At 62.9% G+C, this 12,672-nt stretch carries 13 protein-coding genes and 1 pseudogene; 7 read left to right on the top strand and 7 right to left on the bottom strand.

All coding sequences use genetic code 11. The features are described 5' to 3' along the window. Positions 1-436: substrate binding domain-containing protein (locus EN969_RS03680; protein ID WP_206525131.1), on the top strand; the 436-nt coding region annotated here is incomplete at its 5' end. 26 nt (positions 437-462) lie between these two features. Here the strand turns inward: EN969_RS03680 and EN969_RS03675 are convergent. Further along, positions 463-792: a hypothetical protein gene (locus EN969_RS03675; RefSeq protein ID WP_063168803.1), complete on the bottom strand. Its 330-nt coding sequence runs from the start codon at positions 790-792 to the stop codon at positions 463-465. Between the two features lie 274 nt (positions 793-1,066). Between EN969_RS03675 and EN969_RS03670 the strand changes: the two genes are divergently transcribed. The 3 genes and pseudogenes from EN969_RS03670 (at position 1,067) to EN969_RS35825 (ending at position 2,001) form a co-directional block, all read left to right on the top strand. Next, on the top strand, positions 1,067-1,279 hold the full coding sequence (locus EN969_RS03670) for a cold-shock protein (RefSeq protein WP_010910991.1): 213 nt from the start codon (positions 1,067-1,069) through the stop codon (positions 1,277-1,279). 271 nt (positions 1,280-1,550) lie between these two features. Then, the gene (locus EN969_RS03665) at positions 1,551-1,751 is read left to right on the top strand and encodes a hypothetical protein (RefSeq protein ID WP_013530089.1); all 201 of its coding nucleotides are present in this window, start codon (positions 1,551-1,553) and stop codon (positions 1,749-1,751) included. Continuing rightward, positions 1,748-2,001 (top strand): annotated as a pseudogene (locus EN969_RS35825) (hypothetical protein). Before EN969_RS03665 ends, EN969_RS35825 begins: the two are co-directional and overlap by 4 nt. A gap of 22 nt (positions 2,002-2,023) precedes the next feature. Here the strand turns inward: EN969_RS35825 and EN969_RS03655 are convergent. The 3 genes from EN969_RS03655 to EN969_RS03645 all read right to left on the bottom strand — a co-directional run bounded on the left by EN969_RS03655 (position 2,024) and on the right by EN969_RS03645 (position 4,483). After that, positions 2,024-2,632: a glutathione S-transferase family protein gene (locus tag EN969_RS03655; RefSeq protein WP_013530087.1), complete on the bottom strand. Its 609-nt coding sequence runs from the start codon at positions 2,630-2,632 to the stop codon at positions 2,024-2,026. Between the two features lie 112 nt (positions 2,633-2,744). Then, entirely contained in the window at positions 2,745-3,593 is an 849-nt protein-coding gene (locus tag EN969_RS03650; protein WP_063168804.1) for an EAL domain-containing protein, read from the bottom strand. Then, positions 3,590-4,483: an EAL domain-containing protein gene (locus EN969_RS03645; RefSeq protein WP_063168805.1), complete on the bottom strand. Its 894-nt coding sequence runs from the start codon at positions 4,481-4,483 to the stop codon at positions 3,590-3,592. Before EN969_RS03645 ends, EN969_RS03650 begins: the two co-directional genes overlap by 4 nt. 207 nt (positions 4,484-4,690) lie before the next feature. Between EN969_RS03645 and EN969_RS03640 the strand changes: the two genes are divergently transcribed. Continuing rightward, the gene (locus EN969_RS03640) at positions 4,691-5,893 is read left to right on the top strand and encodes a pyridoxal phosphate-dependent aminotransferase (protein WP_063168806.1); all 1,203 of its coding nucleotides are present in this window, start codon (positions 4,691-4,693) and stop codon (positions 5,891-5,893) included. Between the two features lie 60 nt (positions 5,894-5,953). Here EN969_RS03640 and EN969_RS03635 read toward each other — a convergent pair whose 3' ends face one another. Together EN969_RS03635 and EN969_RS03630 are read right to left on the bottom strand one after the other, a co-directional pair. Beyond that, positions 5,954-7,471, bottom strand: a complete 1,518-nt coding sequence (locus EN969_RS03635; RefSeq protein WP_082826535.1) for an MFS transporter — start codon at positions 7,469-7,471, stop codon at positions 5,954-5,956. Positions 7,472-7,651: 180 nt separating this feature from the next. Continuing rightward, on the bottom strand, positions 7,652-8,047 hold the full coding sequence (locus tag EN969_RS03630) for a cupin domain-containing protein (protein ID WP_024504148.1): 396 nt from the start codon (positions 8,045-8,047) through the stop codon (positions 7,652-7,654). Positions 8,048-8,357: 310 nt separating this feature from the next. On the opposite strand from EN969_RS03630, the gene EN969_RS03625 reads away from it, so the two are divergent. Both EN969_RS03625 and EN969_RS03620 read left to right on the top strand, forming a co-directional pair. Then, positions 8,358-10,409, top strand: coding sequence for an elongation factor G (locus EN969_RS03625; RefSeq protein WP_127418992.1), 2,052 nt, complete (start codon positions 8,358-8,360; stop codon positions 10,407-10,409). Between the two features lie 719 nt (positions 10,410-11,128). Further along, positions 11,129-11,626, top strand: a complete 498-nt coding sequence (locus EN969_RS03620) for an isoprenylcysteine carboxylmethyltransferase family protein (RefSeq protein ID WP_013530080.1) — start codon at positions 11,129-11,131, stop codon at positions 11,624-11,626. Positions 11,627-11,692: 66 nt separating this feature from the next. Here the strand turns inward: EN969_RS03620 and EN969_RS03615 are convergent, their stop codons facing one another. Next, positions 11,693-12,589, bottom strand: a complete 897-nt coding sequence (locus EN969_RS03615; RefSeq protein ID WP_127418991.1) for a LysR family transcriptional regulator — start codon at positions 12,587-12,589, stop codon at positions 11,693-11,695. Positions 12,590-12,672 lie beyond the last annotated feature (83 nt).

Genomic DNA, 12,672 nt, shown 5'->3' with positions numbered 1-12,672 from the left:
CTCCAGCCAGCAGGCGCGACGCATCGGCACCTTCCGGCAAATCCTGGTCGCGTCGCGGGATTTCGCGGCCGGGATCAGGGTGGACAAGCCGGAAGATCTTTCTTCCTTGCCGCTCGTTGCCAATGCCGTGCTTCGCAAGCCGTTCACCTGGAACTTCACCCGAGGCGATTCCGAGCCGCGCACCATCACCCTGCGCGAGGCGTTCTCCATCAACTCGACGCCCGCCGTACTGGAAGCGACGCTCGCCGGCGGCGGACTGGCAGTTCTGCCGGACTATCTGGTCGTCGACTATCTATCGCAGGGGCGCCTCGTCCACGTGCTCCCCGACTGGGCGCTGCCCTCCGGCGGCATTCACGTGGTCTATCCGGCGGCGCGCTTTCGCCCGCAAAAGGTGACGCAATTCGTATCCATGCTCACGGAGCATATCCGGGATTGAGAGCAATGGCTGCCGGTCGACAAGCGCTAGTTGTTATGGAAGAACCGCCGGCGGAAATGCCGGTCGTTGTCCGACCGCTTGCAGTTGTAGACCGGGCAGGACTTTGTGTCGGCGCTCGGCACGTAGGCTCGTGTCCTCACCTCGCCCATGCTGCAGAATCGCTGGCTCTGCACATAGCGGTCGTAGAGCGACAGTCCCGGCACCCGCTTCGACTGGTAGCGCAGGATGACCGCCCCCTGCCGGGCGATCGTCGCCTGAACGTTGCCGCAACTCATACGCGTCGGGTCGTAGCGCGAGATCGCCTGAGCCTGAGCGGCGACAAGCGTCAGGCAGGCGGCAAGCAGAATGGTTTTCATGGTCCTCTCCCTGATCCGCCGCCCAGGGACGTCGCGATCCGTCGTGACGCTCTCACGCGATTAGGGCGGCCATTGGGCAGCGCCCTGATCACGGCTTTCTCACACAGTCTTGTTTTTTGTGCGAAAGCAGCCTATATGCCTTCCATTGATATTTCGGCCGATCGATCCGGGCCTCGCGATAATCGCGTTTGCTGACGTCTATCTCCAAAATCTCGATGCACACCGGCTGGACCTCGGTCCGGTCAATCTAAAGCAAATGTGAAGGACTATCTAAATGGCAACTGGAACGGTCAAGTGGTTCAACGCCACCAAGGGCTTCGGCTTCATTCAGCCTGACGCGGGCGGCGCGGACGTATTCGTCCACATCTCCGCTGTCGAGCGTGCTGGACTGTCGACCCTGGTCGAAGGCCAGAAGATCAACTTCGAGATCGAGCAGGACCGCCGCACTGGCAAGTCGTCCGCTGGATCTCTGAGCAAGGCAGCCTGATTTTGCGATAGCGCGCGCCGGGCGAGAGTTCGGGGCGCGCGGCAAGTCACGGATGTACTGACAGTCGCGCGAGAAGCGCGCTGGAGCGGAAAGACCCGACAAGCTGGATCAGCAGATAGCTGCCAGCCCGGACCGGACGCTCCCGATCAGGCTACCAAGCATGGGAAGGCGGGATTTATCCCGCCTTTTTTGCTGTCTGGGTTAGGTGGCGCAGCCCGCACTATGGTTCCAACTTGTGGTACTTTTAGCCCAGTAGTGGTACCATTCGGCCATGACCAAACTTGAGCAGATCGAAAAATCCGTCGCCGAACTGAGCCCCGAGGAACTGAAGGCGTTTGCCGCCTGGTTCGAGGCGCTCCAGGCGGATATGTGGGACCGGCAGATGGAAGCCGACGCGAAGGCGGGCCGTTTGGACAGGCTTGCCGAACAGGCGCTGGCTGACCATCGCGCTGGTCGGACGCGGCCTCTGTGAACCACGTCGCCTCTCCATCGTTCTGGGAGGCTTATGAAAAACTGCCATCGTCAATCAGAGCAAAGGCGGACAGGCGTTTTGCCCGACTGCGTTCGATCCTTTTCATCCCTCACTGCATTTCAAACAGGTCGGTCGCTATTGGTCGGCGCGAGTTGACGAAAACTATCGGGCTGTTGCCATACGCAACAATGAAGATGTGATCTGGTTCTGGGTCGGCACCCACGCCGACTACGACCATTTGTTGAAATAGCCCCTCCTTCAGGAGGAGAAGGCTACCCCACCCACTCGATCGGCACATGCCCCGGATCCGCTTCCACGCGGCCAAGCCATGCCGACACCGCCGGATAGGCGTCGAGCTGGAAACCGCCCTGCTCCGCCGTATGCGTATAGGCATAGAGCGCGATGTCGGCGACGCTGAGCGCGCTGCCAGCGAAGAAGGCATTGTTTTCCAGATGCCTGTTCATCACGCCGAGCGCCTTGTTGCCGCGCTCCAGCGTCACCGCCAGCCGCTCCGGGGTCGCATCCCCAGCACGTTCGGGAAAGGTCAGCAGCGCCTTGCGCACGGCTATGTAGGGCTCGTGGCTGTATTGTTCGAAGAACAGCCATTGATACGCGAGCCCACGCTCATACCTGTCCGCCGGCAGGAAGCGTGTGCCTTCGGCGAGATAGAGCAGGATGGCGTTGGATTCGGCCAGCCGCCGGCCATCGTCGAACTCGAGCAGCGGCACCATGGCGTTCGGGTTCTTGGCGACAAAGTCGGCTTTGCGTGTGTCGCCTGTGTGCGAACTCACCTCGACGTTGGTGAAGGCTAGGCCAAGCTTCGCCATCAGCAGGCGCGGCTTGTAGCAATTGCCGCTGTCTATCATGCCGTAAAGTATCATGGCTGTTCCCCCGAGCACTGTCTCCGCGCGATTATCGCAGCGGCGGCGGACTCAACCAATGATTTGTTTTGTCGCGACGATCAGCGCCGCTGATGTGTGAATAGTGGCGCCCCTAGCCGAACAGCGGGACGACATTGCCGCCGGTACCCAGCAGCGTGTCGATGTTCAGTGGCTCTTCCTCGAAAACGGTCCCCGCCAAGGCTGGGCGGGCGAGGAGAAAACCCTGCAGCAGGTCGACGCCGCCTTCGAGCGCGGCGCGCAGATGGGTGGGCTGCTCGATGCCTTCGACCAGCACCTTGGCGCCGCGGTCATGCAAGCTGGAAACCAGCGGGCGGAAGAACCGTTCGGCGGCAGCGTGGCGACAGAACTCCGCGAACCAGGTGCCGTCGATCTTGACGATGTCGGGCTTGAGCAGGCTCACCCGCTCCTCGGTCGAGTGCCCGGTGCCGAAATCGTCGATGGCGATGCGGATGCCGTCGCGCCGCATTTCGCGCACCAGCCGCGCGAGAAGCGCGTCGTCCGCCGCCTGTTCGGTGATTTCGCAGACCAGCATGGCCGGCGCCAGGCCGAACTCGCCGAGATGCCTGGTCATCAGGCGAATCTCGGCCAGTGCCCGCCCGGCATGGTCGTTGATCAACGGATTGTAGTTGAAGAACAGGTCGAGCCCGTCGACGCCGATATTGCGAAAATTCCTGAGATGCAGCGCCCGGCACATGGTTTCCACAAACAGCCGGTCCGAGACGGCAACGCTTTCGAAGAATATCTTTGGCGCGCCGGGGCGGCCCGCACGGTGCGGCTCGATCAGGGCTTCGGCCGCGACCGCGTGAAGGAACCGGCCGCGCGGCGCGAAAATCGGCTGATAGGCGCTGCGCAGCCGGAACTCGCCATACATGCCGTATTCGATGCCGACTTCGTCGACCCGGATCGCATCGCCGACATTGCGCCGCCGATCACCTCTCATGTCGCCACGCGACGCCCAAAGGCCTTGACCGGCCGCGCCGAAGGCGTTGCCACGGCAGCAGCCGACGTGTCGACGGCAGCAGCGACAGGCGCCTGCCCGGCCTTGTCGAAGACGCCAAAGCTGGTCGGCGCCAATTCGGGCCGCGCCAGCACGAAACCCTGCACCATCGACGCACCCGATTTCTCGGCGAGCTCCAGTTGCCAGCCCTCCTCGATGCCTTCGAACACCGTATGGATGCCTTGCTCCTCGAAGTTCTTCACCATGGTGGTCAGCAACGCGAAGCCGGCGCCGGACTCCATCAGCTGCGTGATCCAGTAGGCATCGAACTTGACGATATCCGGCTTCAACTCCTTGACCCGGTTGATGTCGGAATCGTCGGCGCCATAGTCGTCGACGGCGATGCGGAAACCGTTGGCTCTCAATGCCGCGACGAAGCCGTGCAAGGCTTCCTGCGACGCCGACCGCTGCTCGGTCACCTCGCAGACGACGCGACGCGGGTCGATGCCGGCCTCGTGCAGCACGAGCCGCATTTCGCGCAAGGCAGCGTCGGCAACAGTGCGTTCGGTGAACACCGACGGGTCGAAATTAACAAAGATCGACGCTTCCTGCGGCAGGCAGGCACCGGCGTTGAGAAGATGCAGCGTCCTGGTCAGCGCCTCGATATGCAGCCGGTCGGCGGCCGGACAGGTCGAGAAGAAATTCATCGGCGATTGTGGCTCGCCGTCGCGGAACGGTCGGATCAGCCCTTCGAACGCGACCACCGACAGCTTGCCTTCCTTGAAGGCGAAGATCGGCTGGAAAGCGCTTTGCAACGTGTAGATGCCCCAGACACCGGTGGAGGTGCCGTCGTCCTGACGGATGATGTGGGCAAGCCCGACGCTGCGCGACACGGTTCCTCGCTCCGCAATTGGTCTGCGATCCTGCCACTCAAGCCTCTACCGCTCGTTAATGAATTTATTGTTGCCGACCCCGGGTCCGATCACAGCTCCTTGAGACCTGGATCAGCCGACAATGCTTGCGTTGCGCGAAATCATGCGACATGAGAAGCGCCGCGGTCGCTCCTGGCCGCGCCGATCTTCCATGGAGACGTCAAGCTCATGGCCTTTCTTGCCGACACCCTTTCGCGCGTGAAGCCTTCCGCCACCATCGCGGTCACGCAGAAAGCGCGCGAGCTGAAAAATGCCGGCCGTGACATTATCGGCCTCGGCGCCGGCGAACCGGATTTCGACACGCCCGACAACATCAAGAATGCGGCAATCGAGGCGATCCGCCGCGGCGAAACCAAGTATCCGCCGGTTTCGGGCATCGTGCCGCTGCGCGAGGCGATCGCAAAAAAGTTTAAGCGCGAGAACAATCTCGACTACAAGCCCGAGCAGACCATCGTCGGTACGGGCGGCAAGCAGATCCTGTTCAACGCCTTCATGGCGACGCTGAACCCCGGCGACGAGGTCATCATTCCTCGCCCCTACTGGGTCAGCTACCCCGAGATGGTGGCGATCTGCGGCGGCACCTCCTTGTTTGCCGACACCTCGATCGACAACGGCTTCAAACTGACCGCTTCCGTGCTGGAAAAGGCGATCACGCCGAAGACCAAATGGCTGCTGATGAACTCGCCGTCGAACCCGTCGGGTGCCGCCTATACCGAGGCCGAACTGCGCGCTCTGGCCGACGTGCTGTTGAAGCATCCGCATGTCTGGACGCTGACCGACGACATGTACGAGCACCTGACCTATGGCGATTTCGTCTTCAAGACCATCGCCGAGGTCGAGCCTAAGCTCTACGAGCGCACGCTGACCATGAACGGCGTGTCGAAAGCCTATGCAATGACCGGCTGGCGCATCGGTTATGCGGCGGGCCCGGTCCAACTGATCAAGGCGATGGACATGATCCAGGGTCAGCAGACATCGGGCGCCTGCACCATCGCGCAATGGGCATCCGTCGAGGCGCTGAATGGCCCGCAGGATTTCATCGCCAAAAACAAGGCGATCTTTCAAGGCCGTCGCGACCTCGTCGTCTCGATGCTCAACCAGGCGCGCGGCATCACCTGTCCGTCGCCGGAAGGGGCCTTCTATGTCTATCCCTCCTGCGCCCAGTTGATCGGCAAGAAGACCAAGGCCGGCAAGCCGATCGACACCGACGAAACCTTCTGCTCGGAATTGCTCGAAGCCGAGGGCGTCGCGGTGGTGTTCGGCTCGGCCTTCGGCCTCGGCCCCAACTTCCGCATCTCCTACGCCACCTCGGAGACGCTTCTGGAGGAAGCCTGCACGCGCATCCAGCGCTTTACGGCTTCGCTGACCTGAGCGGCGCACTTTGAACGCAGAACCCGGCTTCACTGCCGGGTTTTCAATGGGCCGTCAGCCTCACGCCTCGTGCTTGGTCTCTTTGGCCGAGCGCGCCTCGGCCGGCGCCAGCACGGCAACCAGCAGTGCGGCGGTGAGGAACGCGCCGATCGCCGCCGTCAGCATGGCGGCATGGAAGCCGCCAGCATAGGCGGCAGCATAGAGTTCATGCACGCCGCTTTCGCCCATCGCCGCATCGGTTGCGAAATCATGCCGCGAAATTGCAGCACGAGCGACCGCTTCCGCGTTGGCGACACCGGCATCGCCGAGATACCCGGTCAAAAGGTTGGTTGCCCGCATGCTCATCAAGGCGCCGAGCAAGGCGATGCCGATGGCAAGACCGCTCTGGCGGGTGGCATTGATGACCGCCGACACCATGCCCGAGCGTTCGCGCGGCGCATAGGACATGGCGGCAGCGCTGCCGGTCGGGATTGCAAGCGCATTGCCGAGGCCGCCGATGGCGAACAGAAGGCACAGCATCGCGTAGGACGTCGAAGGACCGGCCCAGCACATGCCGAGCATGGACAGGCCGATAGCAACATAGCCGATGCTCATCAGCGCGGAGTGACCATAGCGCGCGCTCAGCCTGCCGATCCACGGCGACACCACGATCTGGACGATGAAGGCCGGCGCCATGCGCAGGCCGGTCTGCGTCGGCGACCAGCCCTGCACCTGCTGCAGGAACATCGAGAAGAAGAAGACGCTGGAATAGGAGGTGAAGCCGAGCGCGAACGAAGCGACATTGGCGACGGCAAAGCGGACGTCACGGAACAGGCCAAGCGGCAGCATCGGCCGTGCCGTGCGCGCCTCGAAGCCGAGGAAAGCACCCAGGCCGACGACACCTGCGATGAGCGCCGTGACCGTCCTTGGCTCGCCCCAACCATTCTCGCCGGCCGAGATCAGGCCAAAGGTCAGCGCCCCCAGCCACAGGATGCTGAGAGCCAGGCCGACGAGATCGAGATGGGCATGTTCGGGATGCGCCGTCTCGTTGATCGAAGCAGCACCGAGCGCGATCGTGATCAGACCAAGCGGCAGGTTGATAAGGAAGATGCTTTGCCAGCCGACGGTCTCGACCAGGATGCCACCGAGGACGGGACCAACGAGCAGAGAGGTGGCGGCGAACGACGCCCAGCCGCCAATGACGCCGGCGCGCTGGCGCGCATCGGGAAAGGCTTGCGTCAGGATCGACAGCGCGCCTGGAATGAGCAGCGAGCCGGCGATGCCCTGTACGACCCGGCCGGCCAGCAGCACCGGCAAATTGGGCGCGACGGCGCAGATCAGCGAGCCGGCCACGAAGATGCCGACGCCGGCCAGCCATGAGCGCTTGCGGCCATAGCGGTCGCCGATCAGGCCGGACGACAGCATGAAGGCCGACAGGCACAGCGTGTAGGCGTCGACCACCCATTGCAGGCCGCCGAAATCGGTTTGCAACGCCTGCTGGATGGTCGGCAGCGCGACATTGACGATGCTGACGTCGAGCAGAGCCACGAACGAACCAAGATAGACAGCGGCGACCAGGGGCAAACGGTGCTTTGACATGGCTATGTCCGGACGTGAGTTTCGCAAATTACTGGCCGACGGTCAGTTGAACGGGCGGCATGGCGCTGTCGATCCGGCGACTGAGTATGGCCTGCGCCATGGTACGGGACTCGCCGCGAGTCGCCCTCTTCTGAAAATGTTGCGGCTGGAATAGAAGCCGGGTTCCTGCGGACTGAGCATTCAGCCGTCATATTGTTCCGATGTCACCGCTTCCAGCCAGTCGGCATGGACATCGTCGAGCGCCTCCTGCATGGCGATATGCGTCATCGCCGATTTCGGCGCCGCGCCATGCCAGTGTTTTTCGCCAGGCGCGAACGAGATGACGTCGCCCGCCCTGATCTGCTGGATCGGGCCGCCCCACGTCTGGGCAAGCCCGGCGCCCACCGTCACGTAGAGCGTCTGGCCAAGCGGATGCGTATGCCAGTGGGTGCGCGCGCCCGGCTCGAAGCTGACCAGCGTGGCTCGCAGCCGCGCCGGCGCCTCTTTCTCGATGATCGGCGTCTGCAGCACCCGGCCGGTGAAGTATTTTTCCGGCGCGATGACGGTCGGCACGCTGCCGCAGGCAATGATCTTCATGGGTCGATGGTCCTTCAAAACAGCGGGCGACGGGTCGCCAGCTTCAGTTTCCGCCGATATCGGCCGACGTGCAACAGCTTCCGGCTGCCAGCCCCCTATATGGCCAGCACGGGTCCACGGCCGAGCAAAGGATTTCTATTTTCCTTGCCCTGCCGGCAAACAAGTGGGACGATGGCTTTGGGCAGGTGGACTTGAAAAGAACCCCGCCCGCGACGGTCGAACAGGCCGGCCGCCGCTCAGGACCGATTGACCACGCCTGAACCATGCATGCCAGTCGGTCCTACGGGAAACGCCTGAGTGGAGGTCAGTCATGGGTACTCGCGCCGGAGGACGACGCACGGGACCGAAATGCATTGCCATAGTCGGTCCCTTCGCAAGCGGTAAGACGACACTTCTCGAAGCCATATTGGCCCGTACGGGCTCAATTCCCCGACAAAATCCCGTTTCATCAGGCAACACCGTTTCAGATCATTCGCCCGAGGCGCGCGCCCACGCCATGAGCGTCGAGGCGACGATCGCCACCACCGAATTCATGGGCGAGCAGATCACCTTCGTCGACTGTCCCGGCTCCATCGAATTCTCTTTCGAAGCCGAACCGGTGCTGGCCGCCTGCGACCTCGCGGTGGTCGTGGCCGAGGCCGATGAAAAGAAGATCCCTGCCCTGCAACTGATCATGCGCAAGCTCGACGATCTCGGCGTGCCGCGCATCCTGTTTCTCAACAAGGTCGACAAGGCAATCACCGGCGTGCGCGACACGCTGAAGATGCTGCAGCCGGCCAGTGCCGTGCCATTGCTGCTGCGCCAGATTCCGCTGCGCAAGGACGGCGTCGTCATTGGTTCGATCGACCTGGCGCTGGAGCGCGCCTACATCTATCGCGAATATGCCGAAAGCGAGGTGGCGCAGATTCCCGGCGACGAGAAGGCGCGCGAGCTCGAAGCGCGTTTCTCGATGCTGGAGACGCTGGCCGACCATGATGACCAGTTGATGGAACAGCTGCTCGAGGAGATCGAACCGCCCAAGGACGCGATCTTCGACGATCTCGCCGCCGACCTGCGCGACGGCGCGGTGACCCCGGTGCTGATCGGCACCGCCGAGAAAGGCAACGGCGTGCTGCGTCTCCTGAAGGCGATCCGCCACGACGCGCCTGACATCGAGGCGACCCGCAAGCGGCTCGGTGCACCCGACGGCGCGGCTACCCTGGTCCAGGTGATGAAGACCATCCACACCTCGCATGGCGGCAAGCTGTCGGTGTCGCGCATCCTCTCCGGCCAGGTCGTCGACGGTTCCGAACTCTGGCTGCCCGGCGGCGACACGGCCAAGGTTTCCGGCATCTACCGGATGCTCGGCAAGGACCATTCCAAGCTCTCCATCGCCAAGGCCGGCGATACGGTCGCGCTGGGCAAGCTGGACGAGGTCAAGACCGGCCAGACGCTGAGTTCGGCCAAGGGCGGCATCAAGCCGCTCGTCCAGTTCGAGCCGCCGCAGCCGGTCTTCGCCTTCGCGCTCCGTCCCAAGGAGCGCAAGGACGAAGTGAAAATGTCGGCTGCCATCCAGCGGCTGGCCGAGGAGGACCCCTCGCTCAGCCTGCGCCACAACCAGGACTCGGCTGAAACCGTGCTGTCGGGCCATGGCGAGATGCATCTGCGCGGGGTGCGCTGGCGGCTGGAAGGCAAGAACCAGATACCGGTCGAAGGCCATCCGCCGGCGGTGCCCTATCGCGAGACGATCCGCAAATCGGCGCAACAGCGCGGCCGTCACAAGAAACAGTCCGGCGGACATGGCCAGTTCGGTGACGTGGTGATCGAGATCAAGCCGCTGCCGCGCGGCTCCGGCTTCCAGTTCACCGACACCATCACCGGCGGCGTCGTGCCCAAGACCTACATCCAGTCGGTCGAGACCGGGGTCCGCGACTATCTGAAATCCGGGCCGCTGGGCTTTCCGGTCGTGGATGTCGCAGTCAACCTGTCGGACGGCTCCTACCATGCGGTCGATTCCTCCGACATGGCCTTCCAGATGGCGGCCAGGCTGGCAATGAAGGAAGGCATGGCCGCGTGCTTGCCGGTGCTCCTGGAGCCTGTGATGAAGGTCGAGATCGTCACACCCTCCGACGCCACCTCGAAGATCATCGCTCTCATCCCGCAACGGCGCGGCCAGATACTCGGCTACGACGCGCGGCCTGGCTGGCCAGGATGGGATGTCGTCGAGGCAACCATGCCGCAAGCCGAGATCGGCGACCTGATCATCGAGTTGCGCTCGGCGACCGCGGGCGTTGCCAGCTACCGTGCCGTCTTCGACCACATGGCCGAACTCACCGGCCGTCTGGCCGACGAGGCGATGAACACCAACGGCAAGGCTGCCTGATGGCGTAGCGTTCCTCTCGAACCTGATTCGAGGGGACAAAAGAAAACGACGTCCGGCGGGGACCGGACGTCGTTTTGTTCGCGGACCGTTTCCTTGGGAGGTAAAACGGCAGGTCCGCCGCATTTGGTGCCGCCGAGTTCGGCGGAAAAACGGTTCGGACGCGGTAGCCGCCTGAGCCCGGGCCGTACGAGTGATGCCCCCATCTCCCGTCCGAACCACACCGCGTCCTATGATCCACATAGCAGGTCGCGGGCGCCCGGGCTATGTTACCAGAGGTTACATGTCACCGTTACGTGGCAATTGTGATGGAATTTTTTGCCGGCCCAGCAGAGCACAGGCAACAAAAAAGCCGGATCAATGAAGATCCGGCTGAGTTTGATTGGAGTGCCTGTTAAGGCTAACCTCCAGAGGGGAACACTCGAGGGCGCTAATGGGAGGAGAACGCGCCCAGGAGATGATCTATATATGTGCTCATCATGCCCAAGAAACAAGCATCTATTTTGCAACACACGCATGCAAAAAGACGCAGGCTGTGGTCTAACCCATTCCAGAAGCCAATAGGACCAGCAGAATCGTCGAAATGGGCCGCCGAATCGGGCAATTGCAACTACAGAATTGCCGATCTCGGCTGGCTTTCGGCTCAAAATGCCAAAACCGGGCAATGATGTGGAAGCAGGCAGCAGGCGTGCATTTCTAAGGCAATCGGGAGGAAGCAGCCAATGCGGACGTTTTCGGCGATCGCCGGCAGTGCGGCCTTCTTCATCGCGGCGCCCTGCGTGGTTGCCGGGCTGGTGCCCTGGCTGTTGACCGATCGCTGGGGCTTGCCGTGGTCTGGTCTGCCGGGCTTTGTTCCTGCCGGCGGGCTTCTGATCGCCGTCGCGATCGCAGCACTGCTGCATGCCTTCGGTCGATTCGCGCTTGAGGGCCTCGGCACGCCCGCTCCGGTCGCGCCAACCGAGAGGCTGGTGATCGGCGGCATCTACCGTCATGTCCGCAACCCGATGTATGTCGCCGTGCTGTCGATCATCCTCGGCCAGGCATTGCTGTTCTCGAGCTGGACGCTGGCCGCTTATGCGGTCATCGGCGCGATCGCCATGGGCTCTTTCGTGCGGTTCTACGAGGAGCCGACTTTGGCTCACCGGTACGGCGCCGAATACGACGCCTACCGCCGCAACGTGCCCGGCTGGCTGCCTCGACTGTCGCCCTGGCGGGGGTAGGTGAAACCGGCAGCGCCGTCTCAGGGCATGTTGAGGCTCAGGTCGGGCCAGGCAATCGACATGTCCTTAGAATGACCAGCTTCTCGCCTTGGCGATGATAAAGTCCCGGAACACGTGCAGCTTGGCCTGGTTCTTCATCGCGTCCGGATAAGCAAAATAGGTGTCGAAAGACGGCACCTCGGTCTCCGGCAGCAGCTGCACGAGGTCGGAGTCCTTGCTGATCACATAGTCGGGCAGCATGGCGATACCGGCACCGCCCTGCACCGCCCGCTTGATCGACAATATGTCGTTGATCTGCAGCGTCGGCACCCTTTGCCCGCCTTCGAAATCACCGACCGTTTCCAGCCAGTTCAGCTCCGACAGATGCGACGGCACCGGCACGCCGAAGGTGACGATGCGATGGGCCTTCAGCTCGGCGACGGAAGACGGCCTGCCATGCTTGGCGACATAGGATGGGGCCGCGTAGAGGTGGAAATGCACGGTGAACAGGCGGCGCTGGATCAGGTCCGGCTGCTGCGGCTGGCGCAGCCGAATGGCGCAATCGGCCTGGCGCATGGTGAGATCGAGCTCCTCGTTGGCGAGGATTAACTGCAGGCTGATTTCAGGATAGAGTTCGATGAATTCCTGCACCCGCTCGGTCAGCCAGCCGGCGCCCAGCCCCACCGTCGTCGTCACCCGCAGCACGCCCGACGGGCGATCCTTGGTCTCGGTCAGCCGGGACTTGATGGTCTCCAGCTTCATCAGCACGTCATGCGCCGTGCGAAACAGCATCTCACCCTGCTCGGTCAACACCAGCCCGCGGGCGTGGCGGTTGAACAGCGGCACGCCGACATCATGCTCGAGCGCGCTGACCTGCCGCGAGATCGCCGATTGTGACAGATGCAATGTCTCGGCCGCATGGGTAAACGCCCCCGCCTCCGCCGCAGCGTGAAACACGCGTAGCTTGTCCCAGTCCAACGCCATGATTCCCCTCGTTCTGTTTTGGCGTCTGAATGAAAAATCAGGCTTTTACACGGCGTTTCTAAGCCGCTCTCTGAACTCTCTAC

Origin of the sequence: Mesorhizobium sp. M7A.F.Ca.CA.003.01.2.1 (assembly GCF_003998945.1) — a bacterium.
GTDB classification, from domain to species: Bacteria; Pseudomonadota; Alphaproteobacteria; order Rhizobiales; family Rhizobiaceae; genus Mesorhizobium; species Mesorhizobium ciceri.
This window is presented reverse-complemented; position numbering and strand designations above follow the sequence as displayed.